Source organism: Streptomyces sp. NPDC001100, from assembly GCF_053598575.1.
This window is the reverse complement of sequence record NZ_JBSFKO010000041.1, coordinates 60,427-82,091: the sequence shown is the minus strand read 5'-3', so window position 1 is coordinate 82,091 and position 21,665 is coordinate 60,427. Positions and strand designations below refer to the sequence as shown.

20 protein-coding genes and 1 pseudogene are annotated in these 21,665 nt (G+C 70.9%); 11 read left to right on the top strand and 10 right to left on the bottom strand.

Annotated elements, in window-relative coordinates:
- Window positions 1-4 precede the first annotated feature (4 nt).
- On the top strand, window positions 5-1,564 hold the full coding sequence (locus ACWDEW_RS40395) for an L-tyrosine/L-tryptophan isonitrile synthase family protein (protein ID WP_450520040.1): 1,560 nt from the start codon (window positions 5-7) through the stop codon (window positions 1,562-1,564).
- A complete protein-coding gene (locus ACWDEW_RS40390) occupies window positions 1,561-2,985 on the top strand; it encodes a hypothetical protein (RefSeq protein ID WP_450520039.1) in 1,425 nt (474 codons plus the stop codon). The genes ACWDEW_RS40395 and ACWDEW_RS40390 overlap by 4 nt, the downstream gene beginning before the upstream one ends.
- A 24-nt stretch (window positions 2,986-3,009) precedes the next feature.
- On the opposite strand, the gene ACWDEW_RS40385 is transcribed toward ACWDEW_RS40390, so the two are convergent.
- Window positions 3,010-3,147, bottom strand: a complete 138-nt coding sequence (locus ACWDEW_RS40385) for a hypothetical protein (protein WP_450520038.1) — start codon at window positions 3,145-3,147, stop codon at window positions 3,010-3,012.
- 71 nt (window positions 3,148-3,218) lie between these two features.
- Here ACWDEW_RS40385 and ACWDEW_RS40380 point away from each other — a divergent pair, with 71 nt between their 5' ends.
- The 4 genes and pseudogenes from ACWDEW_RS40380 (at window position 3,219) to ACWDEW_RS40365 (ending at window position 5,813) form a co-directional block, all read left to right on the top strand.
- Window positions 3,219-3,611, top strand: coding sequence for a cytochrome P450 (locus ACWDEW_RS40380; RefSeq protein WP_450520063.1), 393 nt, complete (start codon window positions 3,219-3,221; stop codon window positions 3,609-3,611).
- A 24-nt stretch (window positions 3,612-3,635) separates the two neighbouring features.
- Window positions 3,636-4,085 (top strand): annotated as a pseudogene (locus ACWDEW_RS40375) (SDR family NAD(P)-dependent oxidoreductase); the annotation flags it as partial.
- Window positions 4,086-4,116: 31 nt separating this feature from the next.
- Window positions 4,117-4,950, top strand: coding sequence for a helix-turn-helix transcriptional regulator (locus tag ACWDEW_RS40370; protein WP_450520036.1), 834 nt, complete (start codon window positions 4,117-4,119; stop codon window positions 4,948-4,950).
- A 170-nt stretch (window positions 4,951-5,120) separates the two neighbouring features.
- The gene (locus ACWDEW_RS40365; protein WP_450520034.1) at window positions 5,121-5,813 is read left to right on the top strand and encodes an SDR family NAD(P)-dependent oxidoreductase; all 693 of its coding nucleotides are present in this window, start codon (window positions 5,121-5,123) and stop codon (window positions 5,811-5,813) included.
- Window positions 5,814-5,982: 169 nt separating this feature from the next.
- On the opposite strand, the gene ACWDEW_RS40360 is transcribed toward ACWDEW_RS40365, so the two are convergent.
- From ACWDEW_RS40360 to ACWDEW_RS40320, 9 genes are all read right to left on the bottom strand, one after another.
- Window positions 5,983-7,482 carry an MFS transporter gene (locus tag ACWDEW_RS40360; RefSeq protein ID WP_450520032.1) on the bottom strand — a complete coding sequence of 500 codons (1,500 nt, stop codon included), beginning with the start codon at window positions 7,480-7,482 and terminating at the stop codon, window positions 5,983-5,985.
- Between the two features lie 48 nt (window positions 7,483-7,530).
- A complete protein-coding gene (locus ACWDEW_RS40355; RefSeq protein WP_450520031.1) occupies window positions 7,531-7,908 on the bottom strand; it encodes a putative quinol monooxygenase in 378 nt (125 codons plus the stop codon).
- 3 nt (window positions 7,909-7,911) lie between these two features.
- Window positions 7,912-8,658 carry an MBL fold metallo-hydrolase gene (locus ACWDEW_RS40350; protein WP_450520029.1) on the bottom strand — a complete coding sequence of 249 codons (747 nt, stop codon included), beginning with the start codon at window positions 8,656-8,658 and terminating at the stop codon, window positions 7,912-7,914.
- Between the two features lie 56 nt (window positions 8,659-8,714).
- Window positions 8,715-9,521, bottom strand: a complete 807-nt coding sequence (locus ACWDEW_RS40345; protein WP_450520028.1) for an alpha/beta fold hydrolase — start codon at window positions 9,519-9,521, stop codon at window positions 8,715-8,717.
- 42 nt (window positions 9,522-9,563) lie between these two features.
- Window positions 9,564-10,022, bottom strand: a complete 459-nt coding sequence (locus tag ACWDEW_RS40340; protein ID WP_450520027.1) for a cupin domain-containing protein — start codon at window positions 10,020-10,022, stop codon at window positions 9,564-9,566.
- Between the two features lie 334 nt (window positions 10,023-10,356).
- Entirely contained in the window at window positions 10,357-11,292 is a 936-nt protein-coding gene (locus ACWDEW_RS40335) for a DODA-type extradiol aromatic ring-opening family dioxygenase (RefSeq protein ID WP_450520025.1), read from the bottom strand.
- Window positions 11,289-12,167, bottom strand: a complete 879-nt coding sequence (locus ACWDEW_RS40330; RefSeq protein WP_450520024.1) for an alpha/beta fold hydrolase — start codon at window positions 12,165-12,167, stop codon at window positions 11,289-11,291. The genes ACWDEW_RS40335 and ACWDEW_RS40330 overlap by 4 nt, the downstream gene beginning before the upstream one ends.
- A complete protein-coding gene (locus ACWDEW_RS40325) occupies window positions 12,164-12,667 on the bottom strand; it encodes a cupin domain-containing protein (protein WP_450520023.1) in 504 nt (167 codons plus the stop codon). The genes ACWDEW_RS40330 and ACWDEW_RS40325 overlap by 4 nt, the downstream gene beginning before the upstream one ends.
- Window positions 12,667-13,434 (bottom strand): SDR family oxidoreductase, encoded by a 768-nt coding sequence (locus ACWDEW_RS40320; RefSeq protein WP_450520021.1) that lies wholly within the window; start codon window positions 13,432-13,434, stop codon window positions 12,667-12,669. The genes ACWDEW_RS40325 and ACWDEW_RS40320 overlap by 1 nt, the downstream gene beginning before the upstream one ends.
- Window positions 13,435-13,498: 64 nt before the next feature.
- Between ACWDEW_RS40320 and ACWDEW_RS40315 the strand changes: the two genes are divergently transcribed.
- The 5 genes from ACWDEW_RS40315 (at window position 13,499) to ACWDEW_RS40295 (ending at window position 21,599) form a co-directional block, all read left to right on the top strand.
- Window positions 13,499-14,284 carry an IclR family transcriptional regulator gene (locus ACWDEW_RS40315; RefSeq protein WP_450520019.1) on the top strand — a complete coding sequence of 262 codons (786 nt, stop codon included), beginning with the start codon at window positions 13,499-13,501 and terminating at the stop codon, window positions 14,282-14,284.
- A 117-nt stretch (window positions 14,285-14,401) separates the two neighbouring features.
- On the top strand, window positions 14,402-14,866 hold the full coding sequence (locus ACWDEW_RS40310) for a cupin domain-containing protein (protein WP_450520018.1): 465 nt from the start codon (window positions 14,402-14,404) through the stop codon (window positions 14,864-14,866).
- Window positions 14,867-14,868: 2 nt separating this feature from the next.
- Window positions 14,869-16,449, top strand: a complete 1,581-nt coding sequence (locus ACWDEW_RS40305; RefSeq protein WP_450520016.1) for a flavin-containing monooxygenase — start codon at window positions 14,869-14,871, stop codon at window positions 16,447-16,449.
- A gap of 202 nt (window positions 16,450-16,651) precedes the next feature.
- Window positions 16,652-19,948, top strand: coding sequence for a TIM-barrel domain-containing protein (locus ACWDEW_RS40300; RefSeq protein ID WP_450520015.1), 3,297 nt, complete (start codon window positions 16,652-16,654; stop codon window positions 19,946-19,948).
- 91 nt (window positions 19,949-20,039) lie between these two features.
- Complete coding sequence (locus ACWDEW_RS40295) at window positions 20,040-21,599, top strand: MFS transporter (protein WP_450520014.1); 1,560 nt, start codon at window positions 20,040-20,042, stop codon at window positions 21,597-21,599.
- The last annotated feature ends 66 nt before the right edge of the window (window positions 21,600-21,665 follow it).

Here is a 21,665-nt window from a genome sequence, read left to right as displayed (position 1 = left end):
TGTCATGCATATCAAGGTGTCCAGTCCTGCCCCTACGACCTCCGGAGTCTCCGACGACGCCACTTCCGACCCCATCTCCGCGCGACGCCCCGCGTCGCACCGGCACCTCCACGCCGAGCAGCGCCGCAGCCAGATATCCGACGGGCACCGGCTGATCGACCTGGCCCGGCGGCAGCCCTTCGCGCTGTACTCGGCCGGCGAGTTCGCGACCCGAGCCGTCTTCGTCGACGCCGCCTACTGGATCGACAGCGTGTTACCCGCCCTGTCGGCGCTCGTCAGCCGGGTCACGGTCGCCCGGATCGACGCCGCGCTGGCCAGATCCCGCAAGGCGCGCGAGGTCTACGGAGTGGGCCGGCCCCGGGCCGCCGAGGCGGTGACCGAAGCGCTCTTCGACGGCAAGTGGTTCAAGACCAAGCCGGACCATGTCGGCCGGGCCGCGCTGCGCGACAAGGTGGCCCGCTCCATCGGGAACGGCGAACCGGTGGAGCTCGTCTTCCCGATCTTCTCCCGCAAGCCCGGCTCGCCGCTGAAGAACCGCGGCGCCTCACCCGATGTCGCCGAACTGCACTCGCTGGTCCGCTTCGCCGCGCTGGCCCACACCGTCGACGCGCTCAGCCCCACCGGGTGCCGGTTCACCGTCCTCGCCGACGGGCGCAAGTACAACAGGGCCTGCCGCACCCCCGACGCCACCGTGACCGCCTACCAGGACACACTGCGCGAGTGGACCGCCGAACTCGGCGCGTCCTCCGTGCTGCACATCAGCGACTACGAACAATGGCTGCGCGAAGGCCTCGACGAACAGCTGATCGCTGCCCGCGACCGGCTGTATCCGCAGTGGGTGGACCGGCTGACCGCCACCTACACACCGTTGTTCGACGCGGCCGACCCGTCGGCCGGTCTGGCCAGGATCCGCGAGCGCGACGACATCGGCCGCCAACTGGCCGTCACCTTCTGGTCGATCGCCACCTCCGTCAGGTACGAGCGGTTCGCGGGTGCGGCCGACGGCGACTGGACGGACGGCGACCGGCGCGCGTACGCGTACTACGTCGCCTCGCTGCCCAGAAAACTGTCCGCGCACGAGTGGCGGCGGGACATCGGCGGCCCGGCGGACACCGATGTGCGCCGGCTCCACCGCGAACTGCGCCACGAGGCATGGGCGGCGGCCTGCCGCTACGTGGCGATCTCACTCACCGACCGGGAGCTGGAGCTGCTGGGCGAGCGGTCGCCACGGGCGGTGAAACTGACGATCCACGGCAAGCCGGGTGAGCTGCACATGGTCACCGCCACCTCGCGCGACGTCAATATGACCGCCCAGCACTCCACCGGCGGATACACCGTCAGCGGGGACGTCGCCCGGCCCGATTACCGGTACCTCGTCGAACGCGAGGCGCGGGGGCAGTCCCCGGTCCTGGTCTCCGGCGCGGTCGTCCGGGCCGAGGCCGATGCCCGCTACCGCCCACTGGCCCGCCTGGAGTCGGCCGGCCAGCCCATCGCCTACGTCGACGACACCGGTCCGCTGCTGCGGGGCAGGCTGCACCAGATGTTCGGGAGGAGCGACGCGTGAGCGACAAGGCCGCTCTTGAAGAGGACCGCATCGTGAGTGACAGCGGTCTGCTGACCCTGCTGCGCAACGACCCGGAGAGTGCGGCCGGGGCCATCTGGCAGGACGAACCGGGCGGCGGCGGTCCGGCCCACGTCCTCGACCTCGGCGTGCTGCGCGACGACGTGCTGCCGCGCTGGAGCAAGGGCGTCGACAAGCAGGTCAAGGGGATGATCCGCCGGGCACGCGGCACGCTGGAGGTGCTCTCCGGCGAGGCCCTCTACAGCCACCTGGACGACCCCACGGCCCGTACGGCGGCCCTCGTCGCCGAGCTGTTCCGCAATCCCGCCACCGCCAAGAACGCCGGCCGCCTCGACGTCCGCCGCCTCCAGCAGCGGCTCCGGACGGCCCTGCGGCACGGCGGGCCCCTGCGGTTCGAGATCGCCTGGGGCCAGGCCAAACGCGGTGCGGGCGGACTGAAGACCCTCGGCCCTTCGGCGGACCTGGCGGAGGCGTACGCCCTCGCCCGGCTCACCGCGCTGGCCCGGGCGGCGGCCGAGCTCCTGGACCATGAGCCCGGCGTACGGCTCACCGTGCTCACCGGCGGCAGCCGCTTCACCGAAGCACTGCTGACCTGTCCCGCCCGGCTCGCCGCCTACGATCACCAGCGCGCCCGGATCGCGGACGGCCTCGCGCCGAACGGCATCCTGGAATTCCGCGACTACGCCCACACGTCCGACGACTGGCGCGACCGGTACGAGCGTCACCTCGCCGCCGTCACCGACTCCGCGATCACGGCCCGGTTTCCCACGGTCCTGTTCAACGTCGACTGGGAGAACGTCGTGCGCACGGCGTTGGACGGTGCCACGGCACACGGCGTGCCGCTGCCCGGCCGGGTCGCCGGCTGGCTCGCCGCCGACCCGGCGCGTCGTGGACCGCTGCTGACCCGGGCCGCCGTCGGCTGCCTGGCCAATCCCGCGCTGCAGACCGGGACACCGGACGACCTGGCCGACGTACTGGAGGAGGGCATCGCGTACTACTCACAGATCACCTGGGAGGCCACGCGCGCCTACGTCGCCGTGCACGCCGCCGACCGGGATGCCCGCCCCGACGATCCTTCCGGCGCCGTCCGGCTCACCGTCCACGAGAAACGCGACCGGCCCGACGTACCGGCCGTCGCCACGCTCGGTGTGCGCGGCGCCGACCTGCTCTCCCAGCACGTCGCCGTCCGGCTCGCCGGGCCCGGGAGTGCGACGGTCTTCGAAACGGTCGCCGAGATCACCGCCCACGCCCCGGACGCGGTCCCCGTCCGACTCACCGGTGCTCCCGCCGGGGGCGCGCTGTTCGACTGGCTGGCCGGCACCGCCCAGCCGCTGTGCTTCGCCCCCGCGGACACCGACCCGCACCGCTTCCTCGGTGCCGCCCTCGACCCCGAACAGGCCTGATCGCACAGGGGAGTTGACGGTCGTTCAGTCACGTCGTGACGGATGTTCCTCCAGGCGCTGGATCAGGTCCTCCACGTACGCGCGTGTCTCGTCGTGGCCGGCGGACATGCCCAGGCGGTCCTCCGGGACCAGGACCCGGGCGACGCAGGTGCTGAGGAACACCAGCACGATCGGGAGACAGGTCTCGGGCGGAACTCCATAGCGTCGCAGGATGCCCGGGAGGGCCGCTACGGCTGGAGAGCCCGGTCAAGTGCGACTTCCGCCTCGTGCGCCGGTCCACCACGCTGCACGACGTGGACCTGCCCGCGGGCACCACCGTGATGCTGCTCAACGGAGCCGTCAACCGCGACCCGGCCCGCTTCGAGGAGCCCGACCGGTACCGCGTCGACCGGCCGAACGCACGCGAACACCTGGCCTTCGGCCGCGGCGTCCACGCGTGCCCGGGCAGCCCGTTGGCGCGGGTCGAGTCCAGGGTGAGCGTCGAACGGCTGCTGGACCGCATGGCCGACATCCACCTCGACGAGGCGGAGCACGGCCCGGTCTCCGACCGTCGGCTCAGCTATGAACCCACCTACATCCTGCACGGCCTGAGGGCCCTGCACCTCGGCTACACCCCGGTCGGCTGACGGCCCGTACCGAGAGGAAGGCCCATGCGCCCCAGCACGGACCCCGCCTCGGCGAGCCCCCGAACCGCCGTGATCACCGGAGCGGCGTCGGGGATCGGGCTCGCGGTCGCGCATCATCTGACGGCAGCAGGAAACCGCCTGGCCCTGCTCCACCGGCGGCCCGAGGAAGCCGAGTCGGCCGCCGCCCGACTCCGTGACACCGGCGCGGAAGCGACGGCCAACACCTGCGACGTCTCCGACCGCCGTGCGGTCGCCTCGGCGATCCGGACGGTCCGCGAGGCATACGGTCCGATCACCGTCGTTGTCACGAGCGCGGGCGTCGAGACGTTCGCCTCCGTCACCGACATCACGCCGTCATGCCTGCTCCTCCTGGACTCCGAACAGCGTCGTGGTGCGCCGTTCACGACTCGACACCGGGCCCCGGGGAGGCTCGGCGGGAACAACGGGGCTTCGTGGTACAGCGCGTACCACCCAGCGGAGCGGGGTCTGCGGGAGGATGGTGCGCATGGATCAACTCGGTGCCGCGCTGCGGGCATGGCGGGACCGGCTGGACCCCGCGACCGTGGGCTTCGCACACGGCGCACCCCGGCGGGTCCCCGGTCTGCGGCGTGCGGAGCTGGCGACACTGGCCGGCATCTCGGTCGAGTACGTGGTCCGGCTGGAGCAGGGGCGGGTGGCGACGCCCTCGGCGCAGGTCTGCTCGGCCCTGGCCCGCGCCCTGCACCTGTCCGACGCCGAGCATGCGCACCTTTTGCGCATGGCGGGCCATGCGGCGGATCCGGCCCGGGTGCCGCGGATGATCCCGGAGAGCCTGTACCGGATCGTGGACCAGCTCGCCGGCAACCCGCTGGCGATCTACGACGCCACCTGGCAGTTGCTGCACTGGAATCCACTGTTCGCCGCCACGTTCGGCGATCCCACGGTCCGCGGTGTGGGAGATCGCAACGTCCTGGTGTGGCAGTTCCTGGGTGAGCTGCCGCGGGTCCGGCAGACGGCGGCCGAGCGGGCGGCGTTCGAGGAGTCCCTCGTAGCCGACCTGCGCGCTACGACGAGCCGCTACCCCGACGATCCCGACCTCGCGGCGCTGGTGTCGAGGCTGAACCTCAGCCCACGGTTCGGCGAGTTGTGGAACCGCCGAGCGGTGGGCGGTCACCAGAGTGCGCACAAACTCGTCCGGCACCCGGACGTCGGGGACATCGTCCTGAACTCCGACATCCTCACCACCCAGGACACGAACCTGCGCCTCGTGGTGTACACGCCGCAGCCGGGCACCGACGCCCGCGGCAAACTCGAACTCCTCGCGGCGATCGGGGTCCAGAGGATGTCTCCCCAGGGATGAAGGCGCGCGAGAAATGAAGGCTCGCGTTCCGCTCCGTCCGGTGGACCGGGCTTCCGGGTGGTACGCGCCGTACCAGGAAGTTCCGTAGCTCCCGCCGTCCCTCCCGACGACCCAGCATGAAGTGCGTGAACAGCGCACGACCGTGCTGTTCGGAGTCAGGAGGAGCCCGCATGACCACCACATTCATCACCGGGGCCAACAAGTCCCTCGGTCTTGAAACCGCTCGTCGCCTCGTCGAGGCGGGGCACACCGTGCTTCTCGGCGCCCGCGACAGTGAGCGCGGGCGGGCCGCGGCCGAGGCGCTCGGCGCCCGGTTCGTTCGGATCGACGTGACCGACGACGCCTCGGTCCGGGCCGCGGCCGCGGATGTCGCCGCGCACGAGGGAACGGTCGACGTCCTGGTCAACAACGCCGGCGTCCTCGGCAGGGTCGGCCCCGTCGAGGAGTACACCGCGGCCGACATGAGCGCCGTGCTCGACGTGAACGTCGTCGGGATCGTGCGCGTCACCCACGCCTTCCTCCCGCTGCTGCGCACGTCACCGAACCCCGTCATCGTCAACGTGTCCAGCGGGATGGGCTCCTTCGGCATGACCCAGGACCCGGCACGGATCGAGTCGCGGTACGCCCTGCCCCTCTACTGCGCCTCGAAGGCCGCGGTCACGATGCTCACGACGCAGTACGCCAAGGAACTGAAGGACATGAAGGTCAACGCCGCGGACCCCGGGCAGACCGCGACCGACTTCACCGGCGGTCTCGGACACAGCGTCGCCGAGGGCGCGGAGTCCATCGTGACCCTCGCGACGCTCGGCCCGGACGGGCCTACGGGACAGTTCATCGACCGATCCGGGAAGCTCCCCTGGTGAACCTGCCCTGCGCCAAGGGGCGGCCGACCGTCAACGACCCCGTCGACAGCCCTGCCGGACTTCTGCAGGTCGTCGAGGAACGTGGACGTGCAACTTCCTTTATTTCGAGCAGAGTTGGGATGCGGAGTCCCGCACGAGCCGGTGGCTCGTCGAACTGCCTGATGCGACATCACGCCGGTGCGCCTCCGCGGACGCCGGGCGCGCCGCTCAAGGCGGTCGCGGGATCGGCTGCGGGATCGGCCGGGAAGCGTGCGGCGACCCGGGCGGCGGTGGCGGTGGCGCGGGGTGTGGTGGTGGCCAGGCCCATCACCGCGATCAGCAGGCCGCATGCGGTCAGGATCCACCAGGCGGGGTGGCTGGCGGCGGCGAATCCGGCTCGGCCCGGCGCCTGGGTGCGCGCGGAGACGATCGCGCCCAGGACGGCGACGCCGAGGTTGTTGCCGACCTGGCGGCCGGTGGTGGTGATCGCGGCGGAGACCCCGGCCTGGGCGCGTGGCATACCGGCCACGGCGGTGCTGGTGATCGGGGCGTTGACCAGGCCGAATCCGATGCCGAGCAGCACGTAGGCGACGAGCAGGACCGCCCAGGGGGTGGTCGGTGTGAGCGTGGTCAGCGTCAGCGTCGCCGCGGCGATCAGCAGGCCCGCGGCGACCAGGGGCGGGCGGGGACCGCGCAGGGCGGTGAGGCGCCCGGACAGTGGTGAGGCGATCGCGGTGCCGGCGGCCAGCGGCACGGTCAGCAGGCCGGCGTGCAGTGCGCTGTAGCCGCGCACGTCCTGCAGATACAGGGTGTTGAGGAACAGGAAGCCGGAGAGGACGAGGAACGCGGTGACGGCGGCGACGAAGGAACCGGTGAACGGGACCGAGCGGAAGAACACCGGGTCGACCAACGGCTGCTCGCGGCGTCGTTCGTACCAGGGGAGCGCCACGACCGCGGCTGCCGACAGGGCGAACAGGGCGATGATGTGGACGCTGCCGTAGCCCTGGCGGGAGCCCTCGATGATCGCGAAGATCAGCGAGGTCAGGATCGTGACGACCAGCAACTGGCCGACCGGGTCCGGTCGTCGTGCTGTCGCGGCCCTGGACTCGGGAACGAACACCGCGGTGAGCGCCAGGGCGGCCAGCCCGATCGGGATGTTGATCCAGAAGATCGAGCGCCAGCCGGCCGAGGCGACCAGCAGACCGCCGACCACCGGGCCCGCGGCCAGTGACAGGCCGACCGTGGTGCCCCACAGCCCGATCGCGCGGGCGCGCTCGCGAGGATCGGGAAAGGCGTGGGTGATGATCGACAGGGCGACCGGGTTGAGCATGCTGGCGCCCAGCCCCTGGGTGATACGGAAGACGATCAGCCAGCCCAGGGTCGGGGCCAGGGAGCAGGCCAGCGAGCCGACGGTGAACAGGGTCAGACCGGCCTGGAACACCCGGCGCCGTCCGATCCGGTCGGCGGTGGATCCGGCGAGCATCATGAAGGCGGCGACGACCAGTGTGTAGCCGTCCACGGTCCACTGCAGGCCGCTCACCGAGGCGCGCAGATCGTGTCCGACGGCGGGCAGGGCGACGTTCACCGCGGTGGTGTCCAGGGCGGTGATCAGCAGGCTCAGGCAGCACACGGCCAGAACCACACCCGCCCGCCGACGGCCGCCGTCGGCCGGGGACTCGTACGTCGTCATGTCCATCCTCTCTGTGGGCGGTGGCGTGGGTGCCGAAGAAGTCGCCGACTACGGCTGGTCGATGGGGAGTTCGTCGAGTTGGACGAGGCTCTCGGGGCCGCCGGTGCTGAGCTCGGGCAGGGCGGAGATGAACCGGTGGACGTGCTCGGTGCGGAGGTGGGCGTCGAAGGCGGCGGCGTCGGTGTAGACCTCGTAGAGGTAGAACCGGCCGGGGACGTCACGCGCTTCGTAGGCGGTGAAGGTGACACAGCCGGGTTCGCGGCGCACCTCGCGGACGAGTTCGACGATCCTCGCGCGGAAGCTGTCCTCCAGGCCGGGCCTGGCGTCCAGAACGGCGATCATCGGGCGGGGGTTCGGGTCCTCCGTGTCGACCCGGAGGTTGCCGTGGGCGAGGCTCGCGGTGAGGAAGTCCTCGGTGTCGGTCATGGTTCAGAGCTCGATCCTGATGCCGGGTTCGACGATGCGGACGGTGGTGTCGGGGGCCAGGTCGCGCGCGGCGTCCTGGTAGCGCAGCGGGTTCTTGTCGCTGCGGGTGATCAAGCGGTCGCCCAGGAAGCCCTTGGTGAAGGCGTAGTGGTGCGGGACGGCCAGTTCGGGCTTGAGGACGGCGGTCAGTTGGGCCGCCTCGTCGGCGTTCATGACGACCTGCAGGTCGTCTGCCGGCCGGATGTGCAGGCCGTTGGTGGGCAGCAGGGCGACGGAGATGTGCCCCAACCGCCTGGGGATCTCGGCCAGTTCGGGGATGAGCAGGGTGTCTCCGGCGAAGTACACCGCGTCGGAGCCGGCGCGCAGGACGAAGGTGACCTCGTAGACACCGTGCTCGGCCGGGGTCGCTGTGATGGTGACGCCGCCGACCTCGGCCTCCTGCCAGGGCGCGAGGGCCGTGACGTTCGTGAAGCCGTGCTTGCGCGCGGCCTCCACAACGGTCCCGGCGACGAACAGCGGGACCGTGCGGTCCCGGTACGCGGCGAAGGCGTCCAGGTCGCAGTGGTCGTAGTGCTCGTGGCTGATCAGTACGCCGTCGAGCCGGGGCAGGTCGGGGATGCCGATCGCGATCGACTCGCCCTGGTAGTAGCCGGGCCGGGTGCTGAACCACGGGTCGGTCAGGAAGGTGCGGCCGCCTGTCTCGATCAGGTGGCAGCTGTGCGTGATGCGGGTGACCGCAGTCTTGGGCATGGCGGGGTCTCCGTGAGGGGGCGGCGGGGTCGGCAGGGTCGGCAGGTGGTCCCGGCTCAGCGGGTGAAAACGGAGAAGTCCGTGTCGGCGCTGTCCCAGATCGCGTGGTCGACCTGGTCGGGGGTCTCCAGCTGCGGGGAGTGCCCGGTCTCGGGGAGCAGTTGGAACCGGGCCATGGGGATCGCGGCGGCGTAGGCGCGCCCGTAGTCGACGTCGACGATCCCGTCGCTCTCGCCCCACAGCACGAGGGTGGGGAGCTCCAGGGAGCCGAGACGCCCGGCGAGGGTGGGGTCGGTCATGGCGGAGCCCGCGTAGACGGCGATCGCGGCCCGGTTGCCCGCGGCGATCGCCTGCGCCGCCGGGGGCAGGGTCGTGGGGTCGACACGGAAGGGCTCGGGATCGTGGAAGCTGAGCTCGAAGACCTGATCCATGGTCAGGGCGAAGAAGTCGGCCACCGGGTGGCCGGACACCTCGATCCCGACCGCGTCGACGAGGACGATACCGCTGACCCGGGGCGACTTCAGCAGCGCGATCTCGGCGGTGATCCAGCCGCCGATCGAGTTGCCGATGACGGTCACGTCGGTCAGGTCGAGCTGGTCCAGCAGCGCTCCGTAGAGCGCGGCCAGGCCCGGGACGGAGGCCAGTGCGCCGGGTCGTACGGTGCCGTCGAAGCCCGGGTGGGTCGGGACCAGCACGCGCACGTCGTGAGCGGCGGCGAACTTCTCGGCGAACCCGGTTACGGACTGCGGGCCGGCTCCGCCGTGCAGCAGCAGGAACGGCTGACCGGAGCCGTATGCGGCCACGGACACCTCGACCGGGCCGAGTTCGTCGAGGTTGACGGTGTACTGAGTGGTGATTCCCACGGTCGTCTCCTTGATTGGAAGTGCAGTTACAGGCGCGGGTGTTCAGGCGAAGTCGGTGGACGGTTCGGTGGAGTACCGGCTCATCGCCTCGATCGTCGCCTCGTCGGTGAGCGGCCGGCCGCCGGCGATCATGTCGCGCAGGTCCCGGAAGTAGTTGACGTACAGGTCCGGCGTGAACGTGTTGAGCAGGACCGTGGTGCCGTCGGTCGGGTTGGCGAAGGTGTGCGGGGCGCCGGGCGGGATCATGACCAGCGTTCCGGCGGGCGCGTCGTACACGGTCTCGCCGACCGTGAACCTGGCCGCGCCGGACACGACGTAGAACCCCTCGTCGTGCCGGGCGTGCCGGTGCTGCGGCGGACCGTCGGTGTGCGGGGCGAGCGTGATCTCCCCGATGCCGAGGCGGTGGTCGGTCGTGGTGCCGTCCTCAAGGATCCGCATCAGGGTCGGGCCGAGCTGGATCGACTCACCGTCGTCCGGGCCGACCACTGAGACGTCCGTCATCTGAACCTCCGGGGAGAGAGACCGCTGTGTTTATTGGGGTTGGCTCTCATGAACTTAGGCGGTCAGCTCTCTTTATGCAAGTGAACTCTCATCGTGAGGGCATGCCTGTTTCAGAGCCGCAGCAAGCCGGGCGTGGGCCGTGGGGCCGCTCGGCGCGAGTGGTCGGCCGTACTGGCGGGCAGGCGCAGGCCCGACCGTGCTTCCCCGTCCAACTGGCATCTCCAGCAGCCCAGTTGGGGCGAGCCCGCAGGTCCGCGAACGGCGCGACGAGTCCCTGGGTGCGGCCCGGGGCCGACCGGGCGGCGGGCCACACCCAGGGACTCGTCAGCGCACGTCAGCGCACCTCGAAGGTGGCGCCGAGGCCCATACCGGTGATCCATTCCGGGACCGGCTCGTACGCGGTCCACACCAGCGGTGCCCGTACGGCGGCCTGCCCGACCAGCCAGGTGCGGATCTCGTGGCCGCCGCTGCCCGCCTGCTCCTCAAGACCCGCGTCGCCGAGGGCCGCGATCGGCCGGGACTCCCCGGTCCCCAACTGCTTGAGGAACCAGCGGTCCCACCCGCTGTTGACGTGGGCGTGCCGGTTGCCGCCCATCTCCCGCACCCGGTGCTCGCGCGCGGCCGAGAAGGCACGGAGGGCCTCGCGTCCGTGGATCACCGCGTGCCGGCGCTCCTCGGCCATCGCCGGATCGCGGGGGTCGTTGCTTGGCAGCCAGTGGGAGAGCCCGCCGCTCGCGACGACCAGCACCCGGCCGGTGCCGCCACCGTCGCGAAGGGCGTCGCCCAGGGCCCGGCCGAAGCCGATGCAGCGCTCCATGGTCGGCAGCGGGGGAGCGGCGGTGTTCACGACGAGCGGCACCATCGGTATCTCCGCGCCGCCGCAGACCATCTCGTAACTCTGCACGAGTCCGTGGTCGACGGTCAGCGAGTAGGACAGCGACAGGTCGAATCCCGCGCTGGTGAGGCCGTCGTACACCGACCAGGCCAGTTCGCCGGCGACGGGCAGGGGGCCCGACCGGCTGCCGAAGTCGCCGAATCCGGTCGCGTGGTCGACACCGATGAGGAACGGCGGCATCGCGTCGTAGAAGTTCCCGTGGAAGTGGTCGGGGCCGACGACCACGACGGCGTCGGGCGCGAGCCGGGCCACCGCGCGGGAGAGCCGGGCCGCCTCGGCGAGGAACCGGCCGCCGGGCTGCTCGGGGCCGGCGGGCGGCAGCAGTGTGGCGAAGGGGGAGTGGGACAGGGCGACCATGCCGATGATCTCGCTCATGCCGGGTCCTTGCCGAGCAGCAGGAAGTCGCGATGCGCGCGGAGGAACTCGGGGGGCTTCTCCCACTGCGGCCAGTGGCCCGCACCCTCGATCACGTACAGGCGGGCGTCGGGCAGCCAGCTCTGGAGCAGCGCCGCCTCGTCGAGTCCGCCGGTCGGGTCGTGGTCGGTCCACAGCAGCAGGGTGGGCGCGGTGATCGCGCCGACCCAGGCGGGGTCCCAGGCGAAGTCCCTGCGTACTTCGGGGTCTTGCAGCACCAGGGTGTTCTCGATCGCGCGCAGGAAGCCGGGGCGGCTGTAGACGGCGCGGCGCAGGTTCACCAACTCGTCGGTGACCAACGACGTGTCGTGGAAGAGGAATTCGACGCGGCGGCGCACCGTCGCGTCGCTCGGGTCCCGGACGGCGGCCAGGGTGCTCTCGCGCATGCGGACCATCACCTCGGGCTTGTTGGCGATGTTCCCGGGGGTGTTGAGCACGAGCCGTTCGACACGGTCGGGGTGGTACGCGGCGGTCCACGCGGTCACCCAGCCGCCGAGCGATTCGCCGGACAGGTGAGCCGAGTCGATGCCGAGCGCGTCCATCAGGCCGACCAGGTGATCGGAGAGCACGTCGATCGTGTAGGGCCGGTCGGGCAGGTCGGACCAGCCGTGGCCGACCATGTCGTAGGCGGTGACGCGGAAGTCGGCGGCGAGCCCGGCGATGTCCCGGGCGTAGGCCTCCAAGTGCCCGCCGGTACCGTGCAGCAGGATCAGGTCGGGGCCAACTCCCGCGCGCAGCACCCGGGTACGGACGCCGGCGACGTCGACGAACCGCAACTCGTGCTCCACGTCGGACAGTTCGCCCCAGATGCCGATGTGGGCGGGCAACGGGCTCATGCCTGCTCCTCCTTGAACCGTGCGCGGGCCTCGGCGACCGTGACCAGTCCCGCGCTCTGCCGGCGCCCGACGCCCAGCAGGTTCAGCAGACGGGAGTTCTCGATGGTCAGGAACTCGACCGACTCGGTCTCCGAGTCGTTGTAGTGGCGGTGCCAGGTCCAGGGCGGGGTGTAGACGAAGTCGCCGGCGGCCCAGGGCTCGGTGTCGTCCTCGATCTCGCTGTGACCGCGCCCGCTGATGACGAAGTGCACGGTCTCGTGATGGTGGCGCTGCATGTCCGAGCTCAGGCCCGGCGGGATGGTCTGCCGGAAGAGTTCGAAGGTGGCCGTCGGCAGCAGACCGGCGATCGCCAGCACGGTCGGGTTGTGCACCTGGTCGGCCGGCAGCGGCGCGAGCTCGTCGGCGTGCACGACGACCGGCCGCGCGGCGCCGGGCCGCACGGTGTCGTGGATCGAGCCGAGGAAATCGGCCATGGTGAAGCGGGATCCCGATGCGGACATCAGATCGCCTCCGTCCTTCCGCCGTCGACCGTGAGCACGGTCCCGTTGATGTACGCCGCGTCGTCGGAGGCCAGGAACGCCACGGCGCCCGCGATCTCCGCCGGCCGCGCGGCGCGCCCGGCCGGAATCCGCGCGAGGTCCTGCGCGTCGAGCTCGTCGAAACCGCGACGCGTGGCGCGTGCCCGGTTGGCCAGGATCCGCGTACGGCGTTCAGTCGAAGTGGCGCCGGGCGCAACGCAGTTGACCGTGACGCCCTGGGCCGCGAACTCCAGGGAGAGCAGCTTGGCCGCGGCCGTGACCGCGGAGCGCAGCACCACGGACGCGGCCAGGTCCGGCTGGGGCTGGCGCACCGCGGTGGACGTCACGAACACGACCCGCCCGAAGCCGCGCTTCGCCATGCCCGGCATCGCCAGGCGGGCCAGCCGCAGCGGGCCGAGCAGCAACAGTTCGGACGCCTCCCGCCAGCGCGTGTCGTCGAGGTCGAGGATCCCACCGGGCGGTGGACCCCCGGCGTTGAGCACGAGCACGTCGAGGCCGCCGTGGCGGTGCTCGACCTCTTCCATCGCCGCCGCTGCCGAGGCGGGGTCGGCCATGTCGCTCACCAGGGCGTGCACTCCGGCCACGGTGCCGCCGAGTCGGGCAGCCGCGGCTTCGAGGGAGTCGGAGTGCCGGCCGGTGATCACCACCCGGTCGCCCGCACCCGCCAGACGCTCGGCGATCGCGTGGCCGATACCGCTGGAACCGCCGCCGACCAGTGCTGTCCGCATGATGTAGGCATCCTCCTGAATCCGCTCCTTGTCCGAGGAACGGGACGGCCTTAGCGTGACCGGCATGAGCCCCGGAGAACAAGGGACGAGTCCCACTGCGCGGGACGGCGCGACGGAGACCAAGGGCCTGGAGCGCGCGGCCGCGATCCTCGGCGCCTTCGACGCGGCGCACCGCGAACTGACCCTCTCCGCGCTCGTCGCCCGCTGCGGGCTGCCCCGGTCGACCACGCACCGCACCGCCGAGCGGATGATCCGGCTCGGCTGGCTGGACAAACCCCAGGCCCACTACCGGATCGGCAACCGGCTGTTCGAGATCGCGAGCCTGGCGCCGATCCGGCTCGAACTGCGGGAGGCCGTGCTTCCCTACCTCCAGGACCTGCACAGCGCGACCCGGATCACCGTCCAACTCGGCGTCCTGGAAGGCACGCAGATCCTGGTCGTCGAGAAGATCACCGGCCATCGCCCGATGCCGATGCTCTCCCAGGTCGGCGGGATCATCCCGGCGTACTGCTCGGCGCTGGGCCGGGCGATCCTCGCCTACAGCGACCCGGCCACCATCGAGGCGGTGCTCGACGCCGACATGCCGCCGCGCACCCCGCGCACCCTGACCGCCAAGGTAGCCGTGATCCGCGAACTGACCGCCGTACCGGCCAGGGGCTGGGCGGTCGAACGCGAGGAGGGCAACATCGGCGTGAGCTGCGTCGCCGCCCCGATCTTCGGCCCGGACGGCCGGGTCGCCGCCGCCCTGTCCGTCACCGGGCCCACCGCCCTGGTCCGCACCGACCGGGCCGGGCCGGCCGTGCGGCTCGCCGCCGCGGCGGCCTCCCGGGCCTACAGCACCCGTCGCTGAAATCGTCCCAGCCCGTGGGACCCGGTCATTGCGCACCGACCGCGTCGAACCCACGCTGGGCGCAGCGGATCAGCGCCGCGGTCGGACGGCCGCGGTGGCGACCGGAAGGAGACGACGGTGACTCTAGGCGGTGGCTACATGCTGCCCTCCCGCGACGGACACAGGATCGCGGCGATCGGGCTTGGCATCACCCTCAAGGCGGACGGCGCGGCGACACGCGACGCGTACTCGCTGTTCGAGTACACGGTCCCGCCGGAGACCGACGGACCGCCGCCGCACCTGCACACCCGCGAGGACGAGTCCTTCATCTGCCTGGCCGGACGCCTCGACGTCCACCTCGGCGGCAGGGACTTCGTCCTCGAACACGGCGACTACCTCTACCTGCCGCGCGATGTGATCCACGCGTTCCGCAACCCCTACCCGGAGGAGTCGCGCGTCATCTCCGTCGTCTCGCCCGCCGGCCTGGAGGGCTACTACCAGGCGCTCGCGGAGATGCCGCCGGGACCCAAGGACATCGGGCTGATGAAGAAGATCATGGCCGACTTCGGCATCGAGCTCCAACTGCCGCCCGAGGTCGCGTGACCATGAAGATCGGCATCATCGGCGCCGGCGTCGCGGGCCTCGTCACCGCGAAAGTGCTCACCCAGGCAGGGCACCAGACGCACGTGTTCGAGAAGACACCGGACGTGGGCGGCGTGTGGAGCCGCACGCGCCGCTACCCGGGAGTGACGACACAGAGCCCGAAGGCGCAGTACTCCTTCTCCGACTTCCCCATGCCCAAGGACTTCCCGGAGTGGCCCGACGGCGCCCAGGTCCAGTCCTACCTCGCCGACTACACCGCCCACTTCGGACTCGAACCCGCCCTGCGCCTGAGCACCGAAGTGATCTCGGCCGGGCCGGCCGACGACGGCACGTGGAACGTCGAGTACCGCGACGCCGCGGGTACGCACACCACGGAGACCTACGACCGACTCGTCGTCGCCAACGGGGTGTTCTGCGAACCCGCCGTACCGAAGTTCGACGGCCTGCCGGAGTTCACCGCGGCCGGCGGCAAGGTGTGCGCGGGCACCGAGTTCCACGACGCCGAGCAGGCCCGGGGCCGCAACGTCCTGGTCGTCGGCTACGGCAAGTCGGCCTGCGACGTGGCCGTGCCGATCAGCGCCGTCGCCGCCCGGACCGATGTGATCGCGCGCCAACTGCTGTGGAAGGTCCCGCGGAGGATCGGCGGCCGGTTGAACTTCAAGATGCTGCTGCTCACCCGGCTCGGCGAGGGACTGTTCCGCTACATCCGCCCACGCGGCCTCGAACGCTTCCTGCACGGCCCCGGCAACGGCCTGCGCCGCCGGATGATCAACTCCATCGGCACCGTGTCGATACGGCAACTCGGCCTCAAGCGGCTCGACTTGGTGCCCGAGGGGGCGATGGAGGACATCGTGCGCGGCGCCATCGGGCTCGCGACCGAGGGATTCTTCGAGGCCGTCACCGCCGGCGCCATCACCGTCCACCGGGACCGCGCCATCGAGCAGCTCCTCGTCGTGGACGGCGCCCCCTCCGCCCGCCTCTCCGACGGCACCCTGCTCCCCGCCGACCTGGTCGTCTGCGCCACCGGCTTCACCCAGGGCGTCCCGTTCCTGCCCGAGCGAGTGCGGGCCCAACTGCTCGACGAGCGCGGCAACTTCATGCTCTACCGCCAGATCCTGCCCCTCGGGATCCCGGGCCTGTACTTCAACGGCTACAACTCCTCCTTCTTCAGCCCGCTCAACGCCGAGCTCGCCGCGCTGTGGATCGCGGCCGACCTCGCCGGCGCGTTGGAGGCACCCGACACGGACACCATGAGGCACGCGGTCGTCGAGCAGCTGGCCTTCATGGACGTCGCCACCGACACCCACCACTGCCGCGGCACCAAGATCATCCCGTTCTCGATGCACAACGCCGACGAAGTACTCAGCGACCTCGACCTCAACATCAGCCCGCTCGTCCGCGCCGTCCACTGGCTCGGCCCGGTCGACCCGGCCGCGTACCGAGGGCTGACCCCGACGCTGCTCAAGCGTCTGGCGGAGACCGACTCCGGGGACCCGGACGGATCACACCTCCGTGTGGTGACCGGCCCGGGACGGGGGAGTGCGCCGGACCAGAGCCTGACGAGATCTTCGCCGCAGGGCTGAGACAAACCGACAGACCGGACCGCGCCTGCCCGAAGCTGCCGGCGTCCGCCTCGGCGCACACGCCCCACGTGTGCCGGGGCGGACCCGCTCGCGCGGATGCCGACGGATGTGAACGCCGGGGCTTGACAACGATGTCGACCGGCGGCAGTTTCCATCAGGCGTGCACGGCGACCGGCGCACCCGCTTCAGGACGGAGCTGTCCATGAGAAGAAGATCAGCGTTACGCACGACGCGCTTCCTGCGAAGACGCCTCGCGGTCATCGCCCTGGTGAGCAGCCTGGCGGCGCTTACGGTGACCGGTACCGGAGAGGCGTCGGCGAACCACCGTACGGCGTCGGTGACTTCGGGCAACGCACGCTTCCAGATCCTGTCCCCGACCCTGATCCGCACCGAGTACGCGCAGGACGGGAAGTTCACCGACGGCGCGACGTTCAACGCGATCGGCCGCACCGCGTTCGCGCCGGCCTCGTACACCTCGACTACGTCCGACGGCTGGCTGACCATCAGGACGAGTGCGCTCACCCTGCGGTACCAGGTGGGTTCCGGGCCCTTCGACGCCCAGAACCTCTCCGTGCGCCTGGCGGCCGGCGGGTCGTCCGTCGACGCCACGCCCTGGCGGCGGCTCACGTGCGGCCTCGGCACCCTGTGCGAGGCCGAGCAGCTGCCGCACAGCGGGCCGGGCATGGCCTTCGACCACTCCGGTTACACCGGCTCCGGATTCCTGGCCGGCTTCGAGGGGACGGGCGACTCCCTGTCGGCGGACGTCGACGTCGCCACCTCGGGGACGTACCGGTTCGACCTCCGCTACGCCAACTCCCTCGGCGGCGACGGGCAGAACACGACGCGCACCCTCACCCTGTCGGTGGACGGCGGCGCGAACCGATCGGTGAGCCTGCCCGTCACCGCGGACTGGAACACCTGGGGTCTGGCGGGCGGCGCGGTACAACTGGGCGCCGGCCACCACACGATCGCGCTGACGAGGACCGCAGCGGACTCCGGCGACGTCAACATCGACAGCGTCGCCCTGGTCAATGACGGCGACGCCTATCCGTCGACGTCGACGACCGCGATCACCGGCTGCGGATTCGGTGTCAACTGCGAGGCGGAGGCCGACCGCGTCTCCGGTTCGGCGATCACGGCCACCGACCACGCCGGCTACTCCGGCAGCGGCTTCCTCGCCGAACTGAACCAGGGGGCAGGCCTGTCGACCCATGTGGTCGGCGTACCGGCCGACGGCACCTACGCGTTGCAGGTCCGCTACGCCAACTCCACCGGCAGCGACGGGTTCAACCGGACCCGTACGGCGACGGTGTCCTCCGGCGGCACCGCGCAGACCCTGTCGCTGCCCGTCACCGGTAACTGGGACACCTGGAAGACCGCCTCGGTCCCGGTCGCCCTCAAGGCCGGAGCGAACGACATCTCCGTCGGCTGTCCGGACGCGGCGAGCTGCCACGTCAACCTCGACACGGTCTCCGTCACCGATGCCAACTCACCGCCCCCGCAACCGCACTTGGCGCTCGGCGGCTACCGCCGCAGCCTCGACGGCTTCAACGGCGACAACGGCGCACCGGCCACCACACCCGGTCTGCTGTACAAGGACGGCTGGTACCTGCTCGACGACACCGTCTCGGCCCTCTACGACACCGGCACCCGCCAGGTCACCCCACGCCCGTCCCACGGCGGCACGCCGTACCAGGACGGCTATGTCTTCGGCTACGGCCACGACTACCAACAGGCCCTGTCCGACCTGGCCACCCTCACCGGCCCGCCCCAGCTCCTTCCCCAATGGGCCTACGGCGTCTGGTATTCGGAGTACATCGACCGCACCGCCGCCGACTACGAGAAGAGGATCCTGCCCGCCTTCCGTGCCGAAGGCGTGCCCCTGGACGTTCTGGTGACCGACACCGACTTCAAGTCGCCCAACACCTGGAGCGGTTGGGAGATCGACACGTCCAAGTTCCCTGATCCCAAAGGGTTCTTCGACTGGTCCGCCGCCCAAGGTCTGCACAACACCCTCAACGTCCACCCGAGCATCCTCAGCGGCGACCCGCAGTTCGCCCAGGCCCAGGCGACCGCCAAGGGCAAGCTGCACAAGGGCGGTTGCGCCCCCTCGGCGAACAGTGGACCGGGGGACTGCTACACCTTCGACTGGGGCGATCCCGACCAGCTCAAGGCGTACATGGACCTGCACCAGACCATGGACCAGCAGGGCAACGACTTCTGGTGGCCCGACTGGTGCTGCGACAACTCCCAGTCCTCGCTGCCCGGCGTCACCCCCGACGCGTGGATCAACCAGCAGTACGCCACCGACGCCGACAAGACCGTCGGCCGCGGCTTCGTCGTCTCCCGCGCCTACGGCTCCCTCCAGGCGGGCGGCTACAGCGGCCAGCAGGGACTGCCGACCGGACCGTGGGCCGACAAGCGCACCACCGTCCACTTCACCGGCGACACCTCCTCCACCTGGGGCACCCTGAAGGCGGAGGTCGGCTACACCCCCGGCGAGGCGGCGGCCACCGGCCTGTCGGCGATCAGCCATGACATCGGCGGCCACAACGACACCACGAACCTGACCGGTTCGGAGACCTACACCTCCGACGGCACGACCCGCACCACGCACAAACTCCCCGACGACATGTACGCCCGCTGGGTCCAGCTCGGCACCTTCCAGCCCATCGACCGCCTGCACAGCAACCACAGCGACCGCCTGCCCTGGCAGTACGGCGCGGCGGCCCGCGCCTCGGCGGACAAGTTCCTCAACCTGCGCGAGAACCTGGTGCCCTACACCTACTCACTCGCCCAGCAGGCCAGCGCCACCGGCGTCCCCGTCACCCGCCCGACCTACCTGGAATATCCCGACGAGCCGCAGGCGTACGCCACTTCGGGCAGCGAGTACTTCTACGGCCCCGACATGCTCGTCGCCCCCGTCACCACACCCGGCACCACGGCCACGACCTCGGTGTGGTTCCCGCCCGGCAGCCGGTGGACCGACTACTTCACCGGACAGACCTACGCCGGTGGCACCACCCAGAACATCACCTCCGGCCTCGACACCATGCCGGTGTTCGTCAAGGCGGGCGCAGTCGTCCCGACCCGCACGCACAACGTCACCAGCGACGACAAGGCCCCGTTGACCAAGGTCACGCTCACCGTCGCCGCGGGCGCCTCCGGCTCCTCCTCCCTCTACGAGGACGACGGAACCACCACCGGACGCGGCCACACGGCCACCACCAGGATCCACTACCGGGAGAACGGCGCCAGGCGCACGCTGACGATCAGCCCCACCACCGGGACGTTCCACGGCCAGGTCCGCACCCGGCAGTGGACCGTCTCCCTGCTCGGCGTCACCGCCCCGGGCACCGTGCGCGTAGGAGGGGTCCAACTGTCCCCCGACACCTACCACTTCGACCGGACCACCCACACCTTGACACTCACACTGCCACCGCGCAGCCCGCACACGTCGATCACCGTGACGTGCGGCGCCCCACCAGGTCGCACATGACGGCCCTGTCACCCTTCGCCATACGCCATGTATGGTGAGGCGATGTCGCTATACGCGGTGTATAGCGACATGGCCGCTGGGGGTTCGTCGGATGAGCACGGCAGTGAACTGGGCGGGTCCCGCGGAGACTTCCCCCGCGGCCCGCCGCAAGGTGCTGAAGGCGCTCAGCGGGCTGCTGCTCGCGCTGTTCGTGTCGACCCTCAGCAGTACGGTCGTCTCCAGCGCGCTGCCGAAGATCAGCGGGGCGGTGCACGGGTCGCAGACCCAGTACACGTGGGTCGTCACCGCCACCCTTCTCACCACCACGGCGACGACACCGATCTGGGGCAAGCTCGCCGACCTGTTCAGCAAGAAGACCCTCGTGCAGGCGTCCATCGCCGTGTTCGTCCTGGGGGCCGTGGCTTCCGGGATCAGCCAGACCGCCGGGCAGCTCATCGCCTCGCGCGCCCTCCAGGGCGTCGGCGTGGGAGGTGTGCAGGCCCTCGTCCAGATATCCCTGGCGGCGATGATCCCGCCCCGCGAGCGCGGTCGCTACAGCGGCTACCTGAGCAGTGTCACCGCGACCTCGACCATCGGCGGGCCGCTGCTCGGCGGGGTCGTCGTCGACACCTCGTGGCTGGGGTGGCGGTGGTGCTTCTTCATCGGTGTGCCGATCGCCGTCGTATCCCTGTTCCTGCTCCAGCGGACGCTGAACCTGCCCGTCATCCGCCGTGAGAACTTCAGGATCGACTACCTGGGCGCGACCCTGATCGCCGCCGGGGTCAGCGTGCTGCTGGTGTGGGTGTCCTTCGTCGACAACTCCTTCGGCTGGGCCTCCTGGCAGACCGGGGCCATGGTGGGCGGCGGGCTGGTGCTGCTCGCCGTCGCGGTGTGGGTGGAGTCGCGGGCCGCGGAACCCGTCGTACCGCTCGGCATCGTGCGGCAGCGGACGACGGCTCTGGCCATCGTCGGGAGCCTGGCCGTCGGTACGGCGATGTTCGGTGCCGCCGTCTTCCTCAGTCAGTACTTCCAGCTCAGCCGAGGGCACAGTCCGACCGAGGCCGGTCTGCTGACCATTCCGATGATGGCGGGCATCCTCATCGCCTCCACCGTCGCGGGGCGGCTGATCAGCAGGACCGGCAAGATCAAGCCGTTCGTCATCACAGGCGCCGTCCTGCTCACGGTCGGCTTCGCCGGGCTCGGCACCCTCGACTCCAGGACGCCCGTCCTCCTGCTGAGCGTGGAGATGCTCTGCGTCGGGATGGGCGTCGGGATGACGCTGCAGAACCTGGTGCTCGTCGTGCAGAACACCGTGCCCCTGAAGGACATCGGCGCGGCCAGCTCCACGGTGTCCTTCTTCCGCTCGCTCGGCGGCACGATCGGTGTCTCCGTGCTCGGTGCCGTACTGGCCCGGCACGTCCAGGACCAGATCGTGCACGGTCTCGCCGACGCGGGACTGCGGAGCACCGCCACCGGATCGGACGCCGTCGCCGTGCGGGAGATCGTCCGGGTCGCCTACGGGGACGCCACCGCGCAGATCTTCCTGCTCTCCGCCGGGGCGGCCCTGCTCGCGGTGGTCGCCGCGATCCTGCTGAAGCCGGTCAGCCTGCGCAGCAGCCTCGACCTGACCGAGAAGAGCGGGGAAGCGGCGGTGGCGGCGCAGCTGGGTTGACCGGTCCCCGGCTGTCCCGCTCCGCCCACCCGGCACTGGCTAAACTGGCCGGACACAGCAAGCCGT